Genomic DNA, 24789 nt, shown 5'->3' with positions numbered 1-24789 from the left:
TTTTCTACCTAAATCCGAAATTTAAGCCTACTGAAAAGGCATTAAACTCAGATAAATGATATTCTGCATTAAGTCTAAAAAAACCTAATTTTAATTTTGTTCCGATTGTTCCTCTTACTGCTGATACCTCACTTGATACTGAAAATGGGTCTACTATAGGTTCTGCTGATATTAATCCGTTTGTAACGATATAAGTTCCGAGCAAATCAGACTCTGATTTCCCTTTGATATAACCTAAACCCCCATAGAAATTAATTACTGGAAGTTTTGTAGACGCCACCAATGACAGCAGCCATGTATTTGTTTTATTTTCTATGCGTTGATCATCACCATCAATCCCAGAAGAATCTGTTAAATCGTACTTACCATCCAAATGTGTGTAAGCCACTACACCCGAAATGGCAATTGGCCATAACTTATCAGCAGGTAGCCAATCAGTAAACTCAATTTGTAACCCTGCACCATACATACTAAGTGAAACTTCGTCCGTCTCAACAGTTGGCACAAATCGCGCTTTTAATTCAATGCCACTACTTAGGCCTATTGCTCCTTGTATAAAGGCAGTAGGTAATAAATTACCTGTTCCATCTCCAATTCCGTCTGGAAGCTCCAGTGTTTCGGTTTGGTTACCGAAAATCGGATCTTCATACTCGATGTCAACAAAAACGGTTGGATTATTTTCACCTAGCACACTAGCTACCATCTGAGGGTTTCCGCCTTGCGTAAATGTGATGTTATTGTAATCGGAAGTGTTCATGTTGAACATTTTCTGATCATCTCCATATTGTGCAGCATTAGCCACTATAGAGATTTCAAAACCACCAAGAGGCTTCACTTTACCTGAATTGAACCAGTTGGCATTCATACTATGCATTAAACCATTGGTTCCTGGGGCTAAATAATCATTAGCAAATCGTTCGGCATCCTCAACACCAGCAGCTAAAAGTGCATCTAAATCATTCTGAGCTTTAGAAAGTGTAACTGAAAGTGTTAATATAATAAGTAGGGTTAACTTTTTCATTATGATTCTTAGATTTGGTTTTACAAATGTATAAAAAAAATCATACGAAACAACATTTTATCGAAAAAAAATGTATTTCATCGGTGTTTTTAACCAAAAAATAACCCCAATTCTTTCGAATTAGGGTTACAATTAGCGTGTTATCTAATACCTATTTACGCATCAATATTGGCATAAATAGCATTTCTTTCAATAAAATCTCTACGCGGTGGCACTTCATCTCCCATAAGCATGGAAAAAATCCTATCTGCCTCTGTTCCATTGTCAATTTGTACCTGACGCATTGTTCTAAATTCTGGATCCATAGTGGTATCCCACAATTGTTCGGCATTCATTTCCCCCAAACCTTTATAACGTTGAATTTTTGCTCCATCACCAAATTTCTCAATGATTTCATCTCGCTCTTTATCACTCCAAGCATATTGCTTTTTGGCTCCTTTTTTAACTAAGTATAATGGTGGTGTAGCTATGTAAACATGTCCGTTTTCAACCAACTCCCTCATATATCTAAAGAAGAACGTCAAAATTAATGTAGCAATATGGCTACCATCAATATCCGCATCACACATAATAACAATTTTATGGTAACGCAACTTAGATAAATTCAAAGCTTTACTATCTTCTTCTGTACCAATAGTTACACCTAATGCCGTAAATATATTTTTGATTTCTTCATTCTCAAAAACCTTATGCTGCATCGCTTTTTCCACATTCAGAATTTTACCCCTTAATGGTAAAATAGCCTGAAAGTTTCTATCTCTACCTGCTTTTGCTGTACCACCTGCAGAATCTCCCTCTACAAGGTATAGCTCACATTTTTCTGGATCTTGCTCCGAGCAGTCACTTAATTTCCCTGGTAAACCGCCAATACTCATTACGGTTTTTCTCTGAACCATTTCGCGTGCTTTTTGAGCGGCATGACGTGCTTGTGCTGCTAAAATCACTTTCTGAACGATGGTTTTGGCATCATCCGGATGTTCTTCTAAATAATCGGTTAACATTTCAGAAACAGCTTGACTTACAGAAGCAGACACTTCACGGTTTCCCAATTTGGTTTTGGTTTGCCCTTCAAATTGAGGCTCTTGCACTTTCACCGAAATAATGGCTGTCAATCCTTCACGAAAATCATCACCAGAAATATCAAACTTTAATTTATCTGTAAGTCCAGAAGAATCTGCATACTTTTTCAAGGTATGCGTCAATCCTCGTCTAAAACCGGATAAATGCGTACCACCCTCGTGTGTATTGATATTATTCACATAAGAGTGAAGATTCTCTCCGTACGATGTATTATAAATCATAGCAACCTCAACAGGAATACCATTTTTCTCGCCTTCAAAAGCAATCACATTTTTCATCAAAGGTTCTCTCGTAGCGTCTAGGTATGTAACAAACTCCGTTAAACCTTCCGTAGAATGAAATGTTTCACCCTCAAAAGAACCATCCTCTTTTTTGAAGCGCTTATCAACTATATGAATAGTGATACCTTTATTCAAAAATGCCAACTCACGTAATCTACTGGCCAAAGTATCATAGCTATATTCCAGTGTTTGTGTAAAAATTGTTGGGTCTGGTTTAAAGGTTACTATCGTGCCATTCTTATCAGAATCGCCAATAGTTTTCACAGGGTATAAGGGCTTACCACGCTCGTATTCCTGCTGCCAAATTTTCCCTTCGCGATGTACTGTTGCTGTTAAATGCTCAGACAATGCATTAACACAACTAACACCTACCCCATGCAGTCCACCTGATACTTTATAGGAATCTTTATCAAATTTACCACCTGCACCGATTTTGGTCATAACAACTTCAAGTGCCGAAACACCTTCTTTTTTATGCAATCCCACAGGAATACCACGACCATCATCTTCAGTAGTAATGGAGTTATCCTCATTAATGGTTACTGTAATATTATCACAATGTCCCGCTAACGCTTCATCAATGGAGTTATCCACGACTTCATATACCAAATGGTGCAATCCTCTTGTACCAACATCTCCAATGTACATGGAAGGGCGCATGCGCACATGCTCCATACCTTCCAACGCCTGAATACTATCAGCCGAATAATTGTGTTTTTTAGCTTCTTCGCTCATAAAAATTTCTTTAATTTTACTATCAGTTTAGTTCATAAAAAAATGACGCAATTGCATCATTCTCAACCAAAACAAATATACGAAATATTGAGGCCGTTAAAAAGCATTTTAACGAGTTTATACAATAATTATCAACAATTGTTAATTACCCAAAACACTCTTAAATCGACTAAAAAGCGCCTTAAAATTGATTTCTTAGCTTTTTTAATTGCTCCACAAAGCAGAAAACAAGAAAAATGCCTTAGAAGTCTAATTTTGGTTTTTTTCTGAAAAAATATATTTCCCAAAACATGATGCATGTCACATTTTAGTATGTAAGTTCAGTATAATTTTGTCCTGAACTTTATAAGTAAATAATCATGACACTTAAAAAAGGCGTTTTACGAATATGGTTAATTTGTATCGCGCTAACATTTCCCTTATTCATCTTTAGTCAAACTGAAACAAAACAAAAACCAAAAATTCATTGGAATATCAGATCTCAAATATGGATGAGATATTCAGACCTTAACGAAGGTTCTTTAATACAAGAAGAGCCTACATCTGAATTTTTTGATATATCCATTCGCAGATTGCGGATTCCAGTATACTCGCAGGTTACTCCAAAAATATTTGTGTATAGTATTTTTGGCGGTAATAATTTTAATTTTAAAACCAAAGAAATATCACTTCAAGTCTTAGATCTTTATGCCGAATATACATTTGCCAAGTATTTTGAAGTTGGTGTTGGTAAATCTGGTTGGCAAGGGTTAAGCCGATGGAATATACGCTCCAATAAAACCTTAATGGGTTTGGACTCTCCCCTGTTCACCTTAAACTCCGTTGAAAAAAATGACGATATAGGACGATTATTTGGTGCATGGATAAAAGGTCAAGCCGGTAAATTTGACTACAGATTAGCTTTTAACAGGCCCTTTTTTGTCACCAATGTGCCTGACGGTGAAGTTAATTTTGCCAATAATAAGCCACGTGTTAAGACTTCGGGATATGTTAAATATCAGTTTTATGAGCACGAATCTAATAAATCTGCTTACCAAGTGGGTACTTACGAGCAGAATAAAAAGGTGTTTAATATAGGGGTCGGATTTCAACACCAAAATAATGCTATGAGTGATGGCGATGCTCGATTGCCGTCTACCACATTTTACGATATGACGCACTTTGCAGCAGATTCTTTTTTAAACCTTCCACTTATAAACGGTGACGCTATCACTGCCTACTTAGGCTTTTACGATTATGATTTTGGTAAAGACTATATCCGAAATGTTGGTGCAAATAACCCCACATCAGGAGGAGGCACAGACTTTAATGGCGCTGGTGTTGCCTTTCCAATGATTGGTACGGGTACTACTTGGTATGGGCAATTTGGTTATGCATTTAAATCTACAAGTATTTTGAACTACGATACCGTAATTCAACCTAATATTGCCATACAACATTCCAATTGGGACCTCCTTAGCGATAAGATGACAGTTTATGATGTAACCGTTAACTTTTTGATTAATGGCTCTCATGGCAATAAAATAAGTTTAGGGTATCAACATCGCCCAATTTTTGATGCTAACACCTTGACACAAAAAGATTATAAAGGCATGGGCGTATTGCAATACCAAATTGCAATTAAATAAATGTAATACTGTTTGTGTTCTAAAGAAGTGTTGATCCTGAGCCAAAACCCTTAGGATAAATAATAGCTCCGTTTTTAAAGTTTACGCCAGTAGCTACATCATTTTTTAAAAGCATGGCGCCATCCGCATCTATATAATCTAAAAGCGGGGCGATTTGCACTAGGTTTGAAATACCTATTGTAGATTCGGTCATACAACCTACCATCACTTTTAGATGAAGTGCTCTTGCTTTTTCAATCATTTTTAAAGCTGGGGTGATACCGCCGCATTTCATGAGCTTAATGTTTATACCATGAAATACGTTTCCACAAGGATTTACATCTTCTAATCGCTGGCAACTCTCATCTGCCATTATGGGTAATTTGCTGTGTTGTTTTACATAAGCCATGGCCTCAAGGGAATCAGCTTTCAAGGGCTGCTCGATAAATTCAACGCCCAAATCTTTTAAAACTTTTGATTTCTCAATAGTTTCTTCAACACCCCAAGCACAATTGGCGTCAATCCGAAAGACCGATTTAGTGACTGCTCTTAAAGCCTTAATAATCTCCAAATCATTGTCAATCCCAAGCTTTATTTTGTAAATGGGCCATGGATTTTGCCGGATTTTTGATACCATCACAGGAATGTCATCTATCCCAATGGTGTAATTCGTAAGCGGTAATTTTGATGTTGTTTCACTCCAAAAACTTCTGAGTGTCTTCTTTTTTAATCGGGCATAAAAATCCCAATATGCGCAATCAATCGCAGATAAGGCAAAATAATTATCAAGAAGTTTGGGTTCTATTAATTCCCATAGTTTTACGGGATGTATACCAATATTATCCTGAAACATCGCGTTAACGCTCTCCACCGAACGTTTTAAATTCTCTATCGTACTTGCATAATAAGGGTTTACAGTAGCTTCTCCATAGCCTGAAACCTCACCGTTTGTAATGGATACTATCAACGTGTCTTGCTCATAAACTGTATACCTAGAAATACTAAATGGGTATTCCAGTATTAATTTATGATGGGTTGTTGATAGGGAAATTTTCTTCATTCAGTCTGAAAAATAAGCGAAATGTATGCGCTGTATTAGTTTCACATATTAAAATACACTTTCAATATTACTATAATTCTGTAGTTTTTCTATGTAAATTGACAATAAAATTGCTAATATTTTGAATATTCCAAAGCAATAGAAATATACCACCAACTTTAGAGCGCTAAACCCTTATTCTACATAAAAACTTTTGTAATTTTACCTGCTAAAATTTTTAACAAAAAGACATGAGTAAAATTATGACAGTCGACGTTTTGTCGAGTATTAAAGGAGCGCAGCCATCAGAGACTGTGAACAAGTTGTTTGACGTAATCAAAAATGCAAATACATCAAATAATAATGCCTTTAATAATAATCATAATAATGGTGTGTCTTTAGATAATTTGAGAGACGATGTAGTTGTAGACAGTTCTGCCACCGAAAAGCAAATCATCATTGAAAACTTTCCAAAGGAAAAAAATGGCTATTTGGTAGTTTCTAAAGTAATTGAAGCATAGATTATGGACTCTCAAATACGTAAAATCCATCAGCAATTGATGGACAAGGAAATATCTTGTACGCAATTGGTACAAGAAAAGTTAGAAGCTTTAAAACAGAACACCCATAACACGGTTAATGCTTTACTGGATACTATGGCTTTAGACTTAGCCGCTAAAGTTGATGCTAAAATTGCTAATGGCGAATCCATAGGTTTGCTTGAAGGTATTCCTTTTGGCATTAAGGATGTATACATGGTGCAAGGTACATACACTACCGCAAGTTCTGATTTATTAAAAAACTACAAATCTGCCTACACAGCAACGGCCATCCAAAAATTGCTAGATGCTGGCGCTATCCCTTTGGTAAAGGAAAACTGTGATAGTTTTGGTCATGGTTCGTCCAGTGAAAACACCATTTTTGGAGCAGTAAAAAATGCTATCAATCCTGAGTTGGTTGGTGGTGGTTCTAGTGGTGGATCAGCAGTAAATGTAGCGAAAGGCTATACAGTGTTTTCTATAGGAGGAGATACAGGCGGTTCTATTCGTCAGCCAGCTGGTTATAACGGCGTTTATGGTTTAAAACCCACCTACGGGCGCATTTCAAGATTCGGTTTAATGGCTTATGCATCGTCTACAGATTGTGTAGGCCCTATTGCCACATCTATCGAAGATATTCGAATTGTTTTAAATGCAATGAGCGGACAGGACATTAAGGACCAAACCTCTTATGCCTCTGAAAGCATATCTGAAGAGCGCCTCTCGTATTCAGAGGACATCAAAACCGTAGGATATTTTAAGAACTTTGTTGAAAGTGAAGCTATTGATGCAGAAATAAAAGCAGATTTTCTATCAGCAATTGGAACTATTAAAGCGAAAGGCATAAAAGTAAAAGCTCTTGATTTTTTTGAATCGAACACTTTAGTTTCAACTTACTATACATTGGCAATGGCTGAAACTGCCTCTAACCTATCGCGATTAGACGGTACTAATTATGGCAATCGTATTGAAGCCGATGACCTTAAAGAAACTTACGCTGTAACTCGCTCTGAAAACTTTTCAGCAGAAACAAAGCGAAGAATTGTTGGTGGAAACCAGGTACTGTCTCAAGGATTTGCCGATGAAATATATTTAAAAGGGCTTAATCTGAGAGATCAAATTATGGCCAACTTTGAAGAAGATTTTAATGAAGTTGATATTATAATTTCTCCCGTTACACCAAGCACGCCTCCAAAAATTGGAGAAAGCTTGAAAGATCCATTGGCCATGTACTTATCTGACGCTTACACCGTTGGTTTTAGCTTAGGAGAACTACCAACACTTACCATACCACAAGGTACGGCAACTGGCTTACAAATTACGGCCGCTAAAAATAATGACGAACTCGTTTTGAAGTTTGCTAACTTCTTAAAAGATACGATATAATGGAACTGGAGGAACTAAACGAGCAACTTAAAAAACACGAACTGGAGTTAGTTATCGGGTTGGAAACCCACGTGAGGCTAAATACCAAAACAAAATTGTTTTGTTCTTGTGCCAACGCTGGTGAAATTGATACACCAAACCACAATATTTGTTCAGTGTGCACAGGGCAAATGGGCGTGTTGCCCGCCATAAATAAAGAAGCTATTACTAAAGCTATTTATTTTGGAAAAGCGGTAAAATCTACATTTGAAAATGAAGTTATTTCTTGGGACAGGAAGCACTATGAGTATCCTGATAACCCAAAGAACATACAGATTACCCAGTTTCACAACCCTATTATTCCTGACGGACAAGTGTCATGTTTTAGAAATGATGGGTCACAGTTTACGGTAAACTTAACCCAAGTGCATATTGAAGAAGATGCCGCCAAAATGATTCATGAGAAACATGTATCGCTGGTAGATTTTAATAAAGCTGGCGTACCACTGATTGAAATAGTTACCGAACCTTGTATTCGCCATATTGAGGACGCCTCCATTTATGCGCAGTATATTCAGCGTATTGTTCAAAACCTTGGAATTTCAGACGCTAACCTTGAAAAGGGAGAGTTTAAATCTGACGTCTCTGTATCATTAAGAAAGAAACGCGATTACAACCTAAATCCGCGTACCGAGATTAAAAACTTAAACTCGTTTAAGTTTATGGTAGAGGCTCTAAAAGAGGAAGTTGAAAAGCAACTGGACTATTATTTGGAGCACAAAGAGTTTAGACCAGACCAAACTACCGTTTTGTTTGATGCTGATTTGAAACAGACCAAAACCATGCGTAAAAAGGAGTTTGAGGCAGATTACCGCTTTATCTCAGAACCAGACCTACCATTTGTTAAAATAAAAGATGTTGTAGAACGCATTGATGTTGATATAAGCGCACTTCCTTTTGCCGTAGAATCTATATTAATAAAAGGCGGTGTATTACCGCAAGATGCAAAATTCTTCACTGCAGACCCATTACGTTCCAAAACGTTTATGGCGATTAACGGTGTATTAAAAGACCCATCTTTTGTAGCAAAAACATTGGTAAATAACATTGATGCCGAGGCTTATGGAGACATTCATAGCATTGAACATCTTATTGAAATTTTTCAATTGTTCAAAGAAGAAAAAATTACGTCGGTATTGGTTCAAAATGCCATCACCTCGTATTTGAAAGATAGAACTTTTGATTATAATCAATATTTTGAGGAGAATACAATTTCGCAATCTCAGATAGATGAAGCCATAGCAAAAGTTATTTCTGAGAATGAAGCTATAGCTAACGATATAAAATCTGGAAATCAAGGAAAAGCCGGTATTTTAGTCGGAAAAGTAATCGGTATTATTGGAAAAGGCGCTTCAGGGAAAGTAATTCGCCAACGGATTTTGGATGAAGTTGCGGTAAGTAATCAAGGGTTTCAAAACAATGGAAGAAGTGATTCAAACACTAATGAAGGTGCACAGTCAAATGGACAAAAGCAGACTTCAGCTGACGAAGAAACGCTTCCAGAAATTCCTATTGTTATTAAGGAGCAATACAGAACCCACAAAGCATCAGATTTAAGTGAAGCATCTATTTCAGAGCAAGTTACTTTAGCAGGCTGGGTTTCTAGTGTTAGAGATCATGGCGAATTGATATTTATTGACTTACGCGATTCCAGCTACGAAATTTTCCAAGTGAGATTAAGTAGGGAATCTTTCGCCAATCTGGATGAATTGGTTAAACTAAAGCCCGAATCTGTTATAACGGTTACAGGAGAAATAGTACAGCGTAAAGCTGACGATTACAATCCAGCACTTAGAACCGGTACTATTGAATTGGAAACTTCTGAATTAGATATTCTGAATTTATCTAAAACCTTGCCTTTCGAAATCAAACGCGCTCATAAATCCAACGAGACAGTTCGCTTTCAATATAAATATTTAGATCACAGAAATGATGCGGTAAGAAAGGCTATCGTGAATCGCCATAAGGTAATTAAGTTAATGCGGGACATTCTTGATGCCCAGGAATTCCTTGAAGTTGAAACTCCAATTTTAACGGCTGGAACCGATGAAGGCGCACGTGAATTTATCGTACCTACACGAAAAAAAGCGGGGTCTTTCTACACATTACCACAAGCACCTCAGCAGTTTAAGCAAATTTTGATGGTAAGTGGTTACGAAAAGTATTTTCAAATTGCACGTTGCTTTAGAGACGAGGATTCCCGTGGTGATAGACAACCAGAATTTACCCAACTAGATATCGAAATGGCTTATGCCAGCATGCAGGATATTATCGATTTAAACACCAAGATGTTCAATGAGATAGTCACCAAAATTTATGGCAAAAAATGGATCTTGCATCCGTTTGAAGTGCTGACGTATAAAGAAGCTATGGACAGTTATGGTTGTGACAGACCAGATTTACGTTTCGGTTTGCAACTGCAAGACATTACTGATATTGTTAAAGAAACATCGTTCCAAGTATTTAGCAAACCTATTGATGAAGGTGGTATTGTAAAATGTATTAAAGTTTCGGCCGAAGAGCAAGGTAAAAAGCGCTTATCTAAAGGTCAGATTGAGAAATTAACAGCTATTGCCCAAGATAATGGATTGGGAGGTTTAGCTTATATTATAGTCAATGCATCTGATTTGCAATCCCCTATAATTAAATTTTTAGGTGAAGACATCGCTGAGGGCATTATTCAAACAACCAATGCACAAGTGGGTGATATTGTATTCTTCTCTGCTGCAGATTATGCTACCGCAAACAAAGCTCTGGATGCTGTAAGACAGGAGTTAGGTAAGATGCTAAAATTAATTAACCCAAAAGAATTAAGACCAGCATGGGTTGTAGATTTCCCTATGTTTGAAAAAACCGAGGAGGGCAACTGGACATTTACGCATAACCCATTCTCAATGCCAGCAGTGTATGATATTGAAAAGCATATCAATGGAAAAGAAGAAGAGATTGGAAGTATCATAGCCCAACAGTACGATTTAATTTTGAATGGTTACGAAATTGGCGGAGGTTCAGTACGTGCACACAAACCAGAAATTTTGGAGGCCACTTATAAAAACATGGGTTACAGTAAGGACGAGATGATGAAAAGTGTTGGCACGATGTATAACGCCTTCCACTATGGGGCGCCACCACATGGCGGCATTGCTTGGGGTGTTGACCGACTAATGATGATTTTAGAGAAAAAAGCATCCATCAGAGAAGTAATGGCCTTCCCTAAAACAGGAACCAGTGAAGATTTATTATTTGGGTCTCCTTCCCCACTTTCAAACAAAAAAGTTGAGGAGATGAACGTTAGGGTAATTAAGAAATAGATAACCTTTCAATATAAATAATAAAAGCCTCAGAGGAATCTGAGGCTTTTATTTTTTTATAATATATTGTAACTTAAAGACACTATATAAGAATTAAATGTCTTTTCAAAAACTTACTAAAATACCATAACCAAAGTGATAGAAAAAACGATACGCGTTTCAAAAACTGAAATGCAGGACGAACTTCAAAAACTGCTTGTAAAATATGGATTTACCAACGAGTACGCGCTTTTAATAGCTAAAACACATACGGAAAGCACCTTGTTTGGAGTGAATTCCCATGGCATCAATCGTATTCCTCTTTTTATAGAATATATCAAAAAAGGCATTATCAATATAAATGCCAAGGCAGAAAAAGTAGAAACTTTTGGGAGCATAGAACGATGGGATGGCAATTTTGGCTCTGGTGTAATTAACGCCATAAGGTGTACTGATAGAGCCGTAGAACTTGCAAAAGCACACGGAATGGGTTTGGTAGCACTACGCAACACCAATCATTGGATGAGAGGAGGTTCTTATGGACACCAAGCGGCAGAAGCTGGATGTATTTCAATATTGTTTACCAATACGCAACCAAATATGCCACCTTGGGGAGGCAAAGACAGTCGCATAGGCAATAATCCATTTATTGTATCCATACCACGTGAGAACGGACATATTGTTTTAGATATGGCAATATCTCAGTTTTCTTTTGGAAAAATAAATGATTACAAGTTGAAAGGCGAAAAACTGCCTTTTTTTGGTGGCTGGGACGATAATGATGAGCTATCAAAAGACCCTAAGAAAATCTCCTTAAAAGAGCGAGGTTTACCTATAGGCTTTTGGAAAGGTTCTGCACTTTCTATAATTTTAGACATGCTGGCAACCATTTTATCTGCAGGAAATTCTACATACAGAATTAGCCAAAATGAGATTGAAACCGGTATTTCGCAAGTATATTTATGTATTTATCCTGAAGTTTTTAACGATAAAGCACTACAAGAAAAGTTATTAAATGAAATTATAGATTACACTCATAACGTAGAGCCTATACATGCTGAAGACAAGACCTACTACCCTGGAGAAAGGAGTTTAAAAAGAAAAGCAGAAAACCTAAAAAACGGTATTTCAGTAAATAAAGGCATTTGGGATAAAATCATGTCATTATAACAATGAAGAGTTTGATTATTTTATTAGTTCTTGTGTGCACATCTTTTGGTTTTGGGCAAGGGAAATTCGTTTTTAATAAAGATGGACTAAGTCCGAAACACACAATTTCTAAAGTTGATGGGCTTTCTAAAATACAATTATTTAATAAGGCGCTTAAATGGATTAAAGCAACTTATAAAAAGCCTGATACTGAAATGGATAAGCAAATTATCCGCTTAACAAGTATTAAAGAAAATGCTATACAAGCGGATAAACGCTATTTCCATATGAAGTATGTCGTGGAAATTAGTTTTAAAGAAGGACAATACACCTTTAAACCCCTGGAAATACAGACAAAAGCCAATAGCAAATACGATATGGGCTGGAAAGATTTTAATTTAAACAATGGAGAGGCTTACTTTAAAAAGGGAAAGGTGATTAAAAAAACAAAGTCTTACGTTAAAGCTATTCCTGCAGTGCTCAATGAAATTAATGCAAGGCTTTATGATTTCTTAACATCAGAATAATTAATATTCCCTTAGGCTTTACTTTCTAAATCCTCAGACATATAATATAACCGCTTTAAACTTCGCTTTAGGGTCGTAAATCTGTACAAACCAATTATAAAAAAAAGCGCACTAAACACTAAAGAAGCCAGTGCCAAATATTTAAAATTAGGAAACTCCTTCAATTGAAAAAAAGCAATACTCCCTATTAATAAGTATAATGAAGACCTTATGTAAGACAATAAGGTTCTCTCATTAGCTAAACGTGTGCGCTCTATTGCTAAATAATCTCTTAGGATTACTTTTTCATCTGGTTTAAATTCTCTGGTAAATTTCAAAACCTTTTGGTTTTATTTGATTTATATTCAAATGTACTATAAAATATATGGATTTTACTTTCGTTCTAAGTTATTAACGATGTTGAACTTAGCAGGTATTCAATAAACAGAGTTGAAATAGGTGTTAGTATACCCCGCGTTAGGGATTGAGCGATTGTTGGAGCTCCTCGCAGAGAGCGACTCGTGAAAGCCCGACCCCTTGTGGGTAACGCCCAAATTATTGTAATTGGATGTAAACTTTAACAAAGCTTAACGACTTTTATCAACACTTTAAGCGAATTCTGCCTTAAATTTGAAAAATCAAAATCTTAAAATTCATTATGAAAAAAACAAAAATCTTATCAGCACTTGCTTTTGCATTTATAATGCTCATGAGCTCAAATATTGAGGCTCAAAAATTTGCAAAACTAGATAAAAGTCCGATGGATGCAGCGGCATTTCCAAGAGATTATAAGGTATCTGACAAACTTATTAAAATAGTATACAGCAGACCTCAACTAAAAGGCAGAGAAGTATCAAAACTAGCTCCTAACGGAAAAGTATGGCGTACTGGTGCTAATGAGGCAGCAGAACTAACACTATATACCGATATGAAATTGGGCAAAACAGAAATAAAAGCTGGCACCTACACATTTTATGTTATCCCAGGAGAAACAGAATGGACGGCTGTTATTAACACCGATACTAATGTTTGGGGCTCATATTTTTATGATGAATCGAAAGATGTAGCACGTTTGGCAGTTCCAGTATCTACTAGTTACGATGAGCTTGAAGCATTTTCAATTGCTTTTACAGAAGCGGATAATGGTATACATATGCACTTGGGCTGGGGTAATAAAAGAATTGCTATTCCTTTTACGAATTAAATAGCTTAACAATATTGACAAAAAATGCCTTGAAATCTCAAGGTATTTTTTTATGGTATATTTAAATATTTATGGGTTTGCAATGACACTTTCCATTTTGGGTGCTGCATGACATAATCTACAATTTCAGGAACAACCTTATCGCGTTTACTCCATTCAGGCTGTAAATACAAAATACAATCCTTGTTTACTTTAGCAGCTTGTTCTTCTGCAAAACGAAAATCGTCTTTATTATAAACGATTACTTTTAGCTCATCTGCCTTTTCATAAATCTCTTTTGTTGGTAATTTGATTTTCTTTGGAGACAAACAAATCCAATCCCAAGTACCTGTTAACTTATACGCCCCAGACGTTTCAATATGAATTTGTAGACCTTCAGCTTTAAGTTGAGCGGTTAACTCCGTCATATCCCAAGTTAGTGGTTCGCCACCAGTAACCACGATGGTATCACTATATTTCTTAGCGTTCTTAACAATGTGGCTGGTTTCTGTTGGCGGGTGCAAATCGGCATTCCAACTTTCCTTCACATCACACCAATGACACCCTACATCACATCCACCAATACGAATGAAATAAGCTGCCGTCCCTTTGTGATAGCCCTCCCCTTGGATGGTATAGAACTCCTCCATTAAAGGTAACATCAGGCCTTTTTCTACTAATTTTTCTATTTCTTTATTCATGAGCGCGCAAAGATACAAATTCAAAATAGTTTTATTACAAATTACATTTTATCGTATTTTTTTAGTGTTTCATCGTGTTTTTATGACTTTGCTTGGAATTAATAGCAAAAATAGTCTCTCAAAACCCCTAAAACGAATAAAATAACCTACTCACTGTTGGTTCTTTTAATCAGTAGTATCAGTTGTTATTATGCACAAGTTGGTATAGGCACCACTAATCCTGACAATTCCTCTATTTTAGATATAGAATCTACCGATATGGGAATACTTATTCCTAGATTAACCACTGCACAGATTAATGCCATTGTAAATCCTGCAATGGGATTGATGGTGTTTAACACAGACCTTAATGAGTTTCAGTTCAACAATGGCACGATAGCAACACCTAATTGGAGTAAGATTTCACACCCTTCATCCGTTAAATATAGTAATACTGACACTACAACAAACATTAATAATAATGGAGCTTATGCCAATATCCCGATTTTTGGCAATTTAGAATGGAACGACGATACCGCACTATATACCGTTGCAGGAAACTTACTAACCATTAATACTTCAGGGCGATATCGAATTACTGTAAATATTTCATATACCGTACCTACAATTGGAGGTAATACAGATCAAAGAGTTTCAGTGGAGTCTCAAATAGCTATTAACGGGACACCAACAGGAACCATAGGAAACACAGGATATGTTAGACATAATGCTGGACATCTTGAAGCTTCTCTACATATTACTGAGGTTTTTAATATCACAGCTGGCCAAACTATTAGCGTACAAACCATAAGGGGCGGTAACTCTGCTCCTGCGGTAATGCGAAGCGCTGGTACATCCAACATTTACATTGAAAAAATTAAGTAAACAGACTACTTCGCTGCAATTACATCAATTTCAATATTAGCATTCGCCGCTAAACCTGCAGCCGCAAACGTGGTTCTCGCTGGTTTTTTTGTGAAATATGTTGTATACACTTCGTTAAACTGCTTAAACTCATTTATATCCTTCAAAATAACGGTGCATTTCACAACATTATCTAGGTCCAAATTATGATGTTGGAGTACAGCTTGAATATTCTTAATAGCCTGTTTGGTTTCTGATTTTATACCACTTTCTACTAACTTACCCGTTTTATGGTTTTTTCCAATTTGTCCTGCCAGAAATAAAAAATCATTAGTTTCAACGGCATCGCTAAAAGGTACATTCTGTCTTTTGGGTTCATGCGATTTATGAAATACAATTTCACTTTTTCTTGCATCACAAGCCATCAAAAAAACAGTAATACTTAAAATTGGAATGAATACGCTTTTCATCATAATAATCAATTTTCTAGTTGATTAAAATTACACTATTTTTATCAAAACTTTGATGATGAGCAGAACTGATGACTTTTCTAAAATTATAACCGATAGCAATACATTTAAAGGAGATTCCATTACACTTGGTGCCGCAATGTTGGATGGTGAAACCGTTACGGGAGCACATGTAAAAATTCCATTAAAAACCATGAATCGCCATGGCTTAATTGCCGGAGCCACAGGAACTGGTAAAACCAAATCTTTACAGGTACTAGCTGAAAACCTTAGCGAAAAGGGAATCCCTGTGCTTCTCATGGACATAAAAGGCGATTTAAGCGGATTAGCACAACCAAGTCCGGGTCACCCAAAAATTGATGAACGTCATGAAAAAATTGGGCTACCATTTGAAGCAAAATCATTTCCTATTGAAGTGTTAACACTCTCAGAGCAAGATGGTGTTCGATTACGTGCTACCGTGAGCGAATTTGGCCCTGTATTATTATCAAGAATTTTAGATTTAACTGAAACCCAATCTGGCATTGTTTCAGTCATCTTTAAATATTGTGATGATAATAAACTGCCTTTACTCGATTTAAAAGATTTTAAAAAAATACTGCAATATGCCACTCAAGAAGGGAAAGCAGAATTCACTGAGGCTTATGGCCGTATTTCAACCGCTTCAACAGGCGCAATTCTTCGTAAAATAATAGAATTAGAGCAACAAGGAGCTGATTTGTTTTTTGGAGAGACATCTTTTGATGTGGATGATTTATTGAGAGTTGATAACGACGGTCGTGGGTACATCAATATTATTAGGCTTACAGATATTCAAGATAGACCAAAACTATTTTCAACATTTATGTTGAGCTTATTGGCAGAAATCTATTCCACATTTCCAGAACAAGGCGATAGCGGAAGACCAGAACTCGTGATGTTTATTGACGAGGCACACTTGATATTTAATGAAGCTTCGAAAGCGCTTTTAGATCAAATTGAGAGTATTGTAAAACTCATCAGAAGTAAAGGTGTGGGCTTATATTTTGTTACCCAGAATCCAGCGGATGTCCCCGAAGAGGTTTTAGGGCAACTTGGATTAAAGGTACAGCATGCCTTAAGAGCCTTTACCGCAAAAGACCGAAAAGCCATTAAGTTAACCGCTCAAAATTATCCAGATTCTGAATATTATGACACCACTGAAGTGTTAACCTCTCTGGGTATTGGAGAAGCCTTAGTTTCTGCTTTGGATGAAAAAGGACGACCAACGCCACTTGCTGCTACAATGATGCGTGCACCCATGAGCAGAATGGATGTTTTAACAAATACCGAATTGGCTGCGTTACTTTCTAAATCAAAATTGACTAAGAAGTACAATGAAAACATTGACCGTGAAAGTGCTTATGAATTATTGAACGAAAAAATAAAAAAAGCTGAAGCCGAAGAAGCAAAAGAAAAAGCAAAAAAAGAAAAAGAAGCGCTCGAAAAAGCAAAAGCAAAAAAGCGAAGTACATCATCACGTCGCAAAAGTTCACGAATGAATCCGGTGGTAAAAGTGCTTACCAGTGCTACATTTATTAGGAGCGTTTTTGGCATTCTTACCAAAGTAATGCGAAAGTAATTTTATAAATAGCCCCAACTTAATTTTAATACCATGCATAGATTGCTTAAATATTCAGTTTTTACGTTGTTATGTTGCTTTATGGCATGTAATAACGAACGAGACCCATTTGAAATTTCAAAACAACATGTTGGCTTATTGACAGATTCAACTCAAGTGAAAGACTTAAAACTTGTATTTCCAAATGATTCTATCGTGAAACGAATTGGAGGCGACGAGTTTACTGGAAACAAAAACAATATTGAAATTTTAGATAAAATAGGGAAACAATTACTGCTTCTGGAACCTTCTGAAGCCTTAGATTCCACTTCAGTATTTGAAACGGTTCAAATTATTGATGAACGTTATAAAACTGATAAAAATATTACCGTTTTAAGTACATTCAAGGATATTACGGATAATTATAAGATTTCAAGAATTGACAACTTAATCAACTCAATTGTAGTAACGGTAAAAAGCATTAATGCTAGTTTTACGATTGACAAAAAGGAATTACCATCGAATTTACGAATAGACATGGATCTTCAAATTGAGGCTACTCATATTCCCGATAATGCAAAAATTAAGTACTTTTTTATAAACTGGCACTAATGATTTGAATCCATTCTTATCCAAAATACTCGTAGATGTAGCTCGTAAGCGACTACAAAAAAAACAAACAGATACACCTGTAAGCAAAAAGCAAGTGATTCCATTGGCACAACGCTTGTATGTTGAATTGAAACATACACTAAGTGAATACTTTTTTATTGTTATAGGCGTATTTGCAGCTGGTTTTGGACTTAAAGGATTTTTACTACCTAATAGTTTTATAGATGGTGGTGCAACCGGAATTTCATTATTGCTTGAAAATATCACATCTCTAAAGCTGGGTGTTCTTTTAATTTTGGTAAATATTCCGTTTATCATATTGGCATCACGTACCATCAGCTTAAAATTTGCGTTAAGAAGTATTGTTGCTATTAGCTTTCTAGCTATTGTTGTGCATTATGTAGAATATCCAAAAATTACCGAAGACAAATTACTTATCGCGATTTTTGGAGGTTTCTTTTTAGGTTTGGGTATTGGTATGTCAATGCGCGGAAGAAGCGTTATTGATGGCACCGAAGTACTTGCCATTTATTTAAGCCGAAAACTCTCTGTCACTGTTGGCGACGTACTTCTAATTATTAATATCGTTATCTTTTCCTTTGGTGCTTATGTACTTTCGGTTGAAACTGCCCTTTATGCCATATTGACTTATTTAGCAGCTGCACGAACAGTTGATTTTGTTGTTGAAGGTGTTGAGGAATATGTTGGACTTACCATTATTTCTGTGAAAAACGACGACATTAAGTTGATGCTGACTAAAAAATTAGGTCGTGCTTGTACCGTTTACAAGGGCCAAGGTGGCTACGGAAAAGAAGGTGAAACAGGAGAAAAGGATATTATTTACACTGTTATTACCCGCTTAGAGCTACCAAGGTTGAGAACAGAAATTGATAAAATTGATAGAAAAGCGTTTCTCGTGATGGGTATTGCAAAAGATATCAAAGGCGGGATGATAAAGCGCAAACCATTTAAAGATTGAAATGAAGAAGCCATATACCATTCAAAAAAAACCATTTATAGTACCCACTACTGATGGTAAAATTATAAAAGAGCACTTTGGTAACGCTACTAATGGTAATTCTAAAATTAGTATTGCCCATATGGTTGCACCTCCTAGCTGGAGCGAACCATTTCAAACGCCTGAGTTTGATGAATACACCTTTATCATCCGTGGAAAAAAACAATTTATCATAGATAATGAAACTGTGGTTTTGGAAGCTGGTCAATCTATTAAAATTGAAAAGAACACTAGAGTACAATATTCAAATCCGTTTTCTGAAGCTTGCGAATATATTGCTATTTGTACTCCTGCCTTTTCAATGGAATTGGTTAATAGAGAAGATTAAATGGAAAAATTTGTGATTAATCTTATCGGTACTTACCTCAACGTTTTAAGTCATATCTCAGGGGATTATGCCGCTAAAAAAGCGCTTCACATATTTTCTAAGCCTAGAAAAGGTAGCCTTAAAGCGCAACAGATAGCATTCTTAAATTCTGCAAGAAAGGAGAATTTAATCTATGAAAATTTTAAAATAGCCACATATCATTGGAAGGGAGATAAAAGCACAATACTATTAGTTCATGGTTGGGAAAGTAATTCCGCCCGGTGGAAAAACAAAATACACCATTTTATCGCTGAGGGCTTTAATATTGTTGCTCTGGATGCTCCTGCTCATGGTGCATCAGGCAGTAAATTATTCAATGCGCTTTTATACTCTGAATTTATAAATGTAGTTGCTCAAAAATACAACCCCGAAGTTATCATTGGTCATTCAGTTGGAGGAATGGCCGCAGTGTTTTTTCAGCAAAAATATCAGCTGTCTTCTTTAAATAAATTGGTTCTACTTGGAGCACCTTCAGAGTTTGAAACTATTCTAAAAAACTATATTCAACTTTTGGGATATAACCGAAAAATTGAAAAGCACCTGCATCGCATAATCCTCAGAAAATTTGGCGCTAAACCCAGTGAATTTTCCACCTCAAAATTCTCAAAAAACATTGAAACCGAAGGTTTGATTATCCATGATATCAAGGATATGATTATTCCTTATTCTGATGCCAAACTTATAAATCAGAGTTTAAAAAACAGCAATTTGATTTCTACCCAAGGGCTAGGACACTCATTAAACAGCACTTCGGTAACTAAGGATATAATTAAGTTCTTAAAAAAATAAGATGCTTATTTTTACACTATGACAGAACCATTAAAACGCATTAATAAATTTTTAAGTGAAGCTGGATATTGCTCACGGCGAGAAGCAGATAAACTCATTGCTGCGGGGCGTGTTACAATAAATGGCGTTGTTCCAGAAATGGGAACAAAAATCGCTCCTAACGATGTTGTTGCTGTAGATGGCGAAACTATAAAAAATACCAAAGACAGATTTGTGTATCTGGCTTTCAACAAGCCTGTTGGTATTGTTTGCACAACGGATACTTCTGTTGAAAAAGATAATATTATTGATTTTATTAACTATTCAAAACGTATTTTTCCTATTGGAAGATTGGACAAACCCAGTGAAGGACTAATTCTTTTAACTGATGATGGAGATATCGTTAATAAAATTCTTCGTGCAAGCAATAATCATGAAAAAGAGTACATCGTTACCGTTGACAAACCCATATCGCAAACCTTTATTAATCGAATGGCCGGTGGTATTTACCTTGAAGAATTAAAACAAACCACAAAGAAATGTGAGGTTGAAAAACTTGGGAGAACCAAATTCAAAATTATACTAACCCAAGGGTTGAATCGCCAAATTCGGCGCATGTGTGATTATTTAAACTACGAAGTGCAAACTTTAAAACGGGTGCGCATCATGAATATTAAATTAGATATTCCTGTTGGGCAATATCGCGAGTTAACAAAGGATGAGTTTAGAACGCTATCAAAACTTATAAGTGATTCAAAAAAAACGTTTACGCCATCAAAAAGAGAGATAAGAGGAAAATAACCACATTTATTAAATATTCTTATTTTTGAAAAAATCTAAATAACATGATACGAACTTTAGCATTGATTTTAACCCTAGTAGGAATGGCAGGTTTAATTTTAGGCGTTTTAGGAATTTTTGGCACGCCAATAGTTAACTCACTTAGTCCATGGGCACTGGCTATTTTAGGTCTTATCTTTTTTATAGCTGGTACTTCTATGTTCAAATATGGTAAAAAATCTGCTTAATTCACTCAAGCAATGTCTAGTGTACAACCATTTCATTTAGCAATTCCTGTTCACAATCTTGCTGAGTGCAGAACTTTTTACAGGGATGTTTTAGCCTGTGAGGAAGGAAGGAGCAGCGACCATTGGGTAGATTTTAATTTCTTTGGGCATCAATTGGTGATTCATTATAAACCTAAAGAAGACACCAAAGATGTGCATACCAATGCTGTGGATGGAAAAGATGTACCTGTACCACATTTTGGCGTTGTTTTGGCTTGGAACGATTTTCAAAGTTTTTCCGATCGCCTCAAGCAAAAAGATATTGAATTTGTAATTGAACCTTATATAAGATTTGAAGGTTTGGTTGGCGAACAAGCCACTATGTTTTTTTTCGACCCAGCAGGTAATGCTTTAGAGTTTAAAGCCTTTAAAGATATGTCTCAACTATTCGCTAAGTAACGTATTCTAACCGTGACGCTCTCTTGCCAAAAGGGTGTTTTTCAACAACATTGCAATAGTCATAGGGCCTACGCCTCCTGGAACTGGCGTAATATAACTTGCTTTTTTACTCACACTTTCAAAATGTACATCGCCTGCAAGTCGGTAACCATTCTTTTTGGTTTGATCTGGAACTCTAGTAATACCAACATCAATAATGACGGCATCTTCTTTAACCATATCTCCTGTTAAAAACTCTGAAATCCCAATAGCAGCAACAACAATATCTGCTGCTTTGGTAATTTCTTTTAGGTTTTTAGAACGACTATGAACTACGGTCACCGTAGCATCACCTGCTGGACGTTTTTGACTCATTAAAATGCTCATCGGGCGACCAACTATATGGCTTCTACCCATAACAACTACATTTTTTCCAGAGGTTTCAATTTGATAACGCTCTAGCAACTCCATAATTCCGTAAGGCGTAGCTGGTAAAAACGTTGGCAAATCTAGTGCCATTCTCCCCACATTGGTAGGGTGAAATCCGTCTACATCTTTATCAGGGTCTACCGCCATCAATACTTTCTGCTCATCAATTTGATCAGGCAAAGGCAGTTGCACTATAAACCCATCAATATCGTCATCAGTATTTAACTGGTGTATTTTTTCTAGTAGTTCTTCTTCCGAAGTGTATTCGGGCATTTCAATAAGTGTCGATTTAAAACCTATACGCTCGCAAGCCTTTACCTTAGCACCAACATACGTCATACTCGCCCCGTCTGAACCTACCAAAATAGCGGCTAAATGCGGTACTTTTTCGCCTTTAGCAACCATGGATTTTACATGTTCTGCTATTTCGTTTTTTATGTCGTTACTTACTTTTTTACCGTCTAAAATTGTCATTTTTATTAGTTTTCAGTCGCAGTCGCAGTCGCAGTTCTTACTCAGCACTTCCACTCATGCCGTAATTTAGTTTTCTGTTTTAACTCCAAATTTTTCTGGATTATGAATCATATAGTTTATGAGTTTTCCAATTTCATTATTTTGATTAATAAAATCAGAGTATTTTTCTTTGGAAATATATTTGCACTCGAAAGCAAAATCCAACCAAGTACTTGTTTCAGAATTCTCTCCATCAGCGTCGGTTAGTTTGCTGATAAAATGCTTCGGATATCTTCTTTTTCTGTAAGCTTCTGAAATATTAGTACAAACTGAGCGTGAACTTCTTCTTATTTGGTCAGTCAAAGAATAGGTTTCTTCTTTAGGAAAAGATTTTGAAGTTTCAAATATCAACATAGATAATTCAAATCCTTTCTTATAAGCTAGTAAATCTTTAAAATCCATAAACTACTGAAAACTGAGACTGAGACTGAGACTGAGAACTGAATTAACGCATATTCTTCATCATCTGCATCATCTTTTTACCGCCGCCACCTTGCATCATTTTCATCATCTTGCTCATTTGGTTGAATTGCTTCAACAGTTGATTTACCTCTTGTACAGAAGTTCCTGAACCTTTAGCAACACGTTTCTTTCTACTTGCATTTAATACCGATGGATTTGAACGTTCTTTTGGGGTCATGGAGTGGATAATGGCTTCAATACCCTTAAAGGCATCATCATCAATATCTACATCTTTCATCATTTTACCTGCACCGGGAATCATACCTACAAGGTCTTTCATATTCCCCATTTTTTTGATTTGTTGGATTTGCTTTAAGAAATCATCAAAACCAAATTGGTTTTTAGCAATTTTCTTTTGAAGCTTTCTCGCTTCTTGCTCATCAAACTGTTCTTGGGCACGCTCCACAAGAGACACCACATCTCCCATCCCTAGGATACGATCTGCCATACGTGATGGATAAAACACATCAATGGCTTCCATCTTCTCGCCAGTACCAATAAATTTGATAGGTTTATTTACTACCGATTTAATAGAGATAGCAGCACCACCGCGTGTATCACCATCCAATTTGGTAAGGATAACACCGTCAAAATTTAAGATATCGTTAAAGGCTTTTGCTGTATTTACCGCATCTTGACCCGTCATGGAATCTACAACGAACAGTGTTTCTTGTGGCTGGATTGCTTTATGAATATTGGATATCTCGGTCATCATCGCCTCATCCACTGCTAAGCGACCTGCGGTATCTATAATTACCACATTAAATCCGTTTGCTTTGGCGTAGGCAACACCGGCTTGGGCAATAGCTACAGGATCATTATTACCTCTATCGCTAAACACCTCCACATTAATTTGTTCTCCAACCACGTGCAACTGGTCAATCGCTGCAGGACGATACACATCACAGGCTACCAATAAAGGCTTTTTGGTCTTTTTATTCTTAAGGTAGTTAGCAAGTTTACCGGAAAACGTGGTTTTACCAGAACCTTGTAGACCAGACATTAAAATTACACTTGGTGTACCCGATAAATTAATGCCTTCAGCATCACCACCCATTAGCTGGGTTAGTTCATCTTTTACGATTTTTACCATTAACTGCCCTGGCTGTAACGTAGTTAATACGTTTTGTCCCAGTGCTTTTTCCTTAACGGTGTTGGTAAATTGTTTGGCTATCTTAAAGTTAACATCGGCATCTAAAAGCGCACGTCTTACTTCTTTTAAAGTTTCGGCTACATTTACTTCGGTAATACTACCGTGTCCCTTTAGAACGTGTAGAGCTTTATCTAATTTATCGCTTAAATTATTAAACATAATTTTTCAGTATTCAGTAGACAGTTGCACTGAGCAGTCTGTCTTTTTGTATTTAATTTTTGAATTGCAAAAATAGCGAAATATTTGGTTTTTGTAAGGTTGATTTGGGGTTTTACCAAAAAGTAAAACTTTATGTTTTTATAAAACAATTAATTTAAATTTAAAGCGCTTTTAGCTTGATTTTGTCAGAAAAATAACCGAACTTGGTTTACTGGCGAATATAAGCCTGTTACTGAGTTTAGTCGAAGTATTACCAACGGCGCATATCCGAAATCTCGTTGTGTGCAACCTGAAAAGCCAACCAACAATTAATGGAATTTGATAAAAACTTATTGTCTTTTTTAAAACCAAGGTTGTTAGATGAATTAATTAATAAATCTACACTTAAGGAATTTTCAAAAGGCACTGAAATTTT

The 24789-nt window shown here is 36.2% G+C and carries 25 protein-coding genes; 16 read left to right on the top strand and 9 right to left on the bottom strand.

The annotated features are described in order from the left end of the window. Positions 1 to 4: 4 nt before the first annotated feature. Together EYD45_RS16215 and gyrB are read right to left on the bottom strand one after the other, a co-directional pair. Positions 5 to 1021 (bottom strand): DUF6588 family protein, encoded by a 1017-nt coding sequence (locus EYD45_RS16215; RefSeq protein WP_130965715.1) that lies wholly within the window; start codon positions 1019 to 1021, stop codon positions 5 to 7. A 155-nt stretch (positions 1022 to 1176) separates the two neighbouring features. Beyond that, on the bottom strand, positions 1177 to 3117 hold the full coding sequence (gene gyrB, locus EYD45_RS16210) for a DNA topoisomerase (ATP-hydrolyzing) subunit B (RefSeq protein ID WP_130965714.1): 1941 nt from the start codon (positions 3115 to 3117) through the stop codon (positions 1177 to 1179). Between the two features lie 491 nt (positions 3118 to 3608). Here gyrB and EYD45_RS16205 point away from each other — a divergent pair, with 491 nt between their 5' ends. Beyond that, on the top strand, positions 3609 to 4745 hold the full coding sequence (locus EYD45_RS16205) for a porin (RefSeq protein ID WP_130965713.1): 1137 nt from the start codon (positions 3609 to 3611) through the stop codon (positions 4743 to 4745). A 19-nt stretch (positions 4746 to 4764) separates the two neighbouring features. Here EYD45_RS16205 and EYD45_RS16200 read toward each other — a convergent pair whose 3' ends face one another. Then, entirely contained in the window at positions 4765 to 5784 is a 1020-nt protein-coding gene (locus EYD45_RS16200; protein ID WP_130965712.1) for a dipeptide epimerase, read from the bottom strand. A gap of 230 nt (positions 5785 to 6014) precedes the next feature. Between EYD45_RS16200 and EYD45_RS16195 the strand changes: the two genes are divergently transcribed. From EYD45_RS16195 to EYD45_RS16175, 5 genes are all read left to right on the top strand, one after another. Then, positions 6015 to 6284, top strand: coding sequence for an Asp-tRNA(Asn)/Glu-tRNA(Gln) amidotransferase subunit GatC (locus EYD45_RS16195; protein ID WP_207303322.1), 270 nt, complete (start codon positions 6015 to 6017; stop codon positions 6282 to 6284). A gap of 3 nt (positions 6285 to 6287) precedes the next feature. Then, the gene (locus EYD45_RS16190; protein WP_130965711.1) at positions 6288 to 7688 is read left to right on the top strand and encodes an amidase family protein; all 1401 of its coding nucleotides are present in this window, start codon (positions 6288 to 6290) and stop codon (positions 7686 to 7688) included. Next, positions 7688 to 11038, top strand: a complete 3351-nt coding sequence (gene gatB/aspS / locus EYD45_RS16185; protein ID WP_130965710.1) for a bifunctional amidotransferase subunit GatB/aspartate--tRNA ligase AspS — start codon at positions 7688 to 7690, stop codon at positions 11036 to 11038. Before EYD45_RS16190 ends, gatB/aspS begins: the two co-directional genes overlap by 1 nt. Positions 11039 to 11173: 135 nt before the next feature. Then, positions 11174 to 12187 carry a 3-dehydro-L-gulonate 2-dehydrogenase gene (gene yiaK / locus EYD45_RS16180; RefSeq protein WP_262708622.1) on the top strand — a complete coding sequence of 338 codons (1014 nt, stop codon included), beginning with the start codon at positions 11174 to 11176 and terminating at the stop codon, positions 12185 to 12187. A gap of 11 nt (positions 12188 to 12198) precedes the next feature. Further along, positions 12199 to 12693, top strand: a complete 495-nt coding sequence (locus tag EYD45_RS16175) for a DUF4468 domain-containing protein (RefSeq protein ID WP_165453954.1) — start codon at positions 12199 to 12201, stop codon at positions 12691 to 12693. Positions 12694 to 12704: 11 nt separating this feature from the next. Here EYD45_RS16175 and EYD45_RS16170 read toward each other — a convergent pair whose 3' ends face one another. Continuing rightward, a complete protein-coding gene (locus EYD45_RS16170; protein ID WP_130965707.1) occupies positions 12705 to 13010 on the bottom strand; it encodes a DUF202 domain-containing protein in 306 nt (101 codons plus the stop codon). A gap of 320 nt (positions 13011 to 13330) precedes the next feature. Between EYD45_RS16170 and EYD45_RS16165 the strand changes: the two genes are divergently transcribed. Then, the gene (locus EYD45_RS16165; protein ID WP_130965706.1) at positions 13331 to 13876 is read left to right on the top strand and encodes a DUF2911 domain-containing protein; all 546 of its coding nucleotides are present in this window, start codon (positions 13331 to 13333) and stop codon (positions 13874 to 13876) included. A gap of 50 nt (positions 13877 to 13926) precedes the next feature. On the opposite strand, the gene EYD45_RS16160 is transcribed toward EYD45_RS16165, so the two are convergent. Then, a complete protein-coding gene (locus EYD45_RS16160; RefSeq protein WP_130965705.1) occupies positions 13927 to 14556 on the bottom strand; it encodes a 7-carboxy-7-deazaguanine synthase QueE in 630 nt (209 codons plus the stop codon). A gap of 156 nt (positions 14557 to 14712) precedes the next feature. Between EYD45_RS16160 and EYD45_RS16155 the strand changes: the two genes are divergently transcribed. Beyond that, complete coding sequence (locus EYD45_RS16155) at positions 14713 to 15420, top strand: hypothetical protein (RefSeq protein WP_130965704.1); 708 nt, start codon at positions 14713 to 14715, stop codon at positions 15418 to 15420. 5 nt (positions 15421 to 15425) lie between these two features. On the opposite strand, the gene EYD45_RS16150 is transcribed toward EYD45_RS16155, so the two are convergent. Continuing rightward, positions 15426 to 15872 (bottom strand): Rid family detoxifying hydrolase, encoded by a 447-nt coding sequence (locus tag EYD45_RS16150; RefSeq protein WP_394343503.1) that lies wholly within the window; start codon positions 15870 to 15872, stop codon positions 15426 to 15428. A gap of 55 nt (positions 15873 to 15927) precedes the next feature. Between EYD45_RS16150 and EYD45_RS16145 the strand changes: the two genes are divergently transcribed. From EYD45_RS16145 to EYD45_RS16110, 8 genes are read left to right on the top strand one after another with little or no spacing between them, the layout of a single operon-like run. Beyond that, complete coding sequence (locus tag EYD45_RS16145) at positions 15928 to 17469, top strand: helicase HerA-like domain-containing protein (protein WP_130965720.1); 1542 nt, start codon at positions 15928 to 15930, stop codon at positions 17467 to 17469. A 33-nt stretch (positions 17470 to 17502) separates the two neighbouring features. Continuing rightward, on the top strand, positions 17503 to 18060 hold the full coding sequence (locus EYD45_RS16140) for a hypothetical protein (RefSeq protein WP_130965703.1): 558 nt from the start codon (positions 17503 to 17505) through the stop codon (positions 18058 to 18060). 4 nt (positions 18061 to 18064) lie between these two features. Continuing rightward, on the top strand, positions 18065 to 19039 hold the full coding sequence (locus tag EYD45_RS16135; RefSeq protein ID WP_130965702.1) for a YitT family protein: 975 nt from the start codon (positions 18065 to 18067) through the stop codon (positions 19037 to 19039). Between the two features lies 1 nt (position 19040). Continuing rightward, complete coding sequence (locus EYD45_RS16130) at positions 19041 to 19406, top strand: cupin domain-containing protein (protein ID WP_130965701.1); 366 nt, start codon at positions 19041 to 19043, stop codon at positions 19404 to 19406. Further along, the gene (locus EYD45_RS16125) at positions 19407 to 20234 is read left to right on the top strand and encodes an alpha/beta hydrolase (protein ID WP_130965700.1); all 828 of its coding nucleotides are present in this window, start codon (positions 19407 to 19409) and stop codon (positions 20232 to 20234) included. A gap of 18 nt (positions 20235 to 20252) precedes the next feature. Then, positions 20253 to 21014 carry a 23S rRNA pseudouridine(2604) synthase RluF gene (gene rluF / locus EYD45_RS16120; protein WP_130965699.1) on the top strand — a complete coding sequence of 254 codons (762 nt, stop codon included), beginning with the start codon at positions 20253 to 20255 and terminating at the stop codon, positions 21012 to 21014. Between the two features lie 44 nt (positions 21015 to 21058). Further along, positions 21059 to 21241: a hypothetical protein gene (locus EYD45_RS16115; protein WP_130965698.1), complete on the top strand. Its 183-nt coding sequence runs from the start codon at positions 21059 to 21061 to the stop codon at positions 21239 to 21241. Positions 21242 to 21253: 12 nt separating this feature from the next. Then, a complete protein-coding gene (locus tag EYD45_RS16110; protein WP_130965697.1) occupies positions 21254 to 21679 on the top strand; it encodes a VOC family protein in 426 nt (141 codons plus the stop codon). Positions 21680 to 21685: 6 nt separating this feature from the next. Here EYD45_RS16110 and folD read toward each other — a convergent pair whose 3' ends face one another. The 3 genes from folD to ffh form a co-directional block, all read right to left on the bottom strand. After that, positions 21686 to 22561, bottom strand: coding sequence for a bifunctional methylenetetrahydrofolate dehydrogenase/methenyltetrahydrofolate cyclohydrolase FolD (folD, locus tag EYD45_RS16105; RefSeq protein WP_130965696.1), 876 nt, complete (start codon positions 22559 to 22561; stop codon positions 21686 to 21688). 66 nt (positions 22562 to 22627) lie between these two features. Next, positions 22628 to 23002, bottom strand: coding sequence for a four helix bundle protein (locus EYD45_RS16100; protein ID WP_130965695.1), 375 nt, complete (start codon positions 23000 to 23002; stop codon positions 22628 to 22630). A gap of 43 nt (positions 23003 to 23045) precedes the next feature. Continuing rightward, on the bottom strand, positions 23046 to 24374 hold the full coding sequence (gene ffh / locus EYD45_RS16095) for a signal recognition particle protein (RefSeq protein ID WP_130965694.1): 1329 nt from the start codon (positions 24372 to 24374) through the stop codon (positions 23046 to 23048). Between the last annotated feature and the right edge of the window lie 415 nt (positions 24375 to 24789).

The organism is Hyunsoonleella flava (genome assembly GCF_004310325.1).
In the GTDB taxonomy this organism is placed as follows: Bacteria; Bacteroidota; Bacteroidia; order Flavobacteriales; family Flavobacteriaceae; genus Jejuia; species Jejuia flava.
Note: the sequence above shows the minus strand (reverse complement) of the source record. Positions and strands in the feature narration are given on the sequence as shown.

Bases quoted from the DNA above. Each gene is read 5' to 3' on its own strand.
- EYD45_RS16215 (WP_130965715.1), bottom strand. From the start codon at position 1,021: ATGAAAAAGTTAACCCTACTTATTATATTAACACTTTCAGTTACACTT.
- gyrB (WP_130965714.1), bottom strand. From the start codon at position 3,117: ATGAGCGAAGAAGCTAAAAAACACAATTATTCGGCTGATAGTATTCAG.
- EYD45_RS16205 (WP_130965713.1), top strand. From the start codon at position 3,609: ATGAGATATTCAGACCTTAACGAAGGTTCTTTAATACAAGAAGAGCCT.
- EYD45_RS16200 (WP_130965712.1), bottom strand. From the start codon at position 5,784: ATGAAGAAAATTTCCCTATCAACAACCCATCATAAATTAATACTGGAA.
- EYD45_RS16195 (WP_207303322.1), top strand. From the start codon at position 6,015: ATGAGTAAAATTATGACAGTCGACGTTTTGTCGAGTATTAAAGGAGCG.
- EYD45_RS16190 (WP_130965711.1), top strand. From the start codon at position 6,288: ATGGACTCTCAAATACGTAAAATCCATCAGCAATTGATGGACAAGGAA.
- gatB/aspS (WP_130965710.1), top strand. From the start codon at position 7,688: ATGGAACTGGAGGAACTAAACGAGCAACTTAAAAAACACGAACTGGAG.
- EYD45_RS16165 (WP_130965706.1), top strand. From the start codon at position 13,331: ATGAAAAAAACAAAAATCTTATCAGCACTTGCTTTTGCATTTATAATG.
- EYD45_RS16160 (WP_130965705.1), bottom strand. From the start codon at position 14,556: ATGAATAAAGAAATAGAAAAATTAGTAGAAAAAGGCCTGATGTTACCT.
- EYD45_RS16150 (WP_394343503.1), bottom strand. From the start codon at position 15,872: ATGATGAAAAGCGTATTCATTCCAATTTTAAGTATTACTGTTTTTTTG.
- EYD45_RS16145 (WP_130965720.1), top strand. From the start codon at position 15,928: ATGAGCAGAACTGATGACTTTTCTAAAATTATAACCGATAGCAATACA.
- EYD45_RS16140 (WP_130965703.1), top strand. From the start codon at position 17,503: ATGCATAGATTGCTTAAATATTCAGTTTTTACGTTGTTATGTTGCTTT.
- EYD45_RS16130 (WP_130965701.1), top strand. From the start codon at position 19,041: ATGAAGAAGCCATATACCATTCAAAAAAAACCATTTATAGTACCCACT.
- EYD45_RS16125 (WP_130965700.1), top strand. From the start codon at position 19,407: ATGGAAAAATTTGTGATTAATCTTATCGGTACTTACCTCAACGTTTTA.
- rluF (WP_130965699.1), top strand. From the start codon at position 20,253: ATGACAGAACCATTAAAACGCATTAATAAATTTTTAAGTGAAGCTGGA.
- EYD45_RS16115 (WP_130965698.1), top strand. From the start codon at position 21,059: ATGATACGAACTTTAGCATTGATTTTAACCCTAGTAGGAATGGCAGGT.
- EYD45_RS16110 (WP_130965697.1), top strand. From the start codon at position 21,254: ATGTCTAGTGTACAACCATTTCATTTAGCAATTCCTGTTCACAATCTT.
- folD (WP_130965696.1), bottom strand. From the start codon at position 22,561: ATGACAATTTTAGACGGTAAAAAAGTAAGTAACGACATAAAAAACGAA.
- EYD45_RS16100 (WP_130965695.1), bottom strand. From the start codon at position 23,002: ATGGATTTTAAAGATTTACTAGCTTATAAGAAAGGATTTGAATTATCT.
- ffh (WP_130965694.1), bottom strand. From the start codon at position 24,374: ATGTTTAATAATTTAAGCGATAAATTAGATAAAGCTCTACACGTTCTA.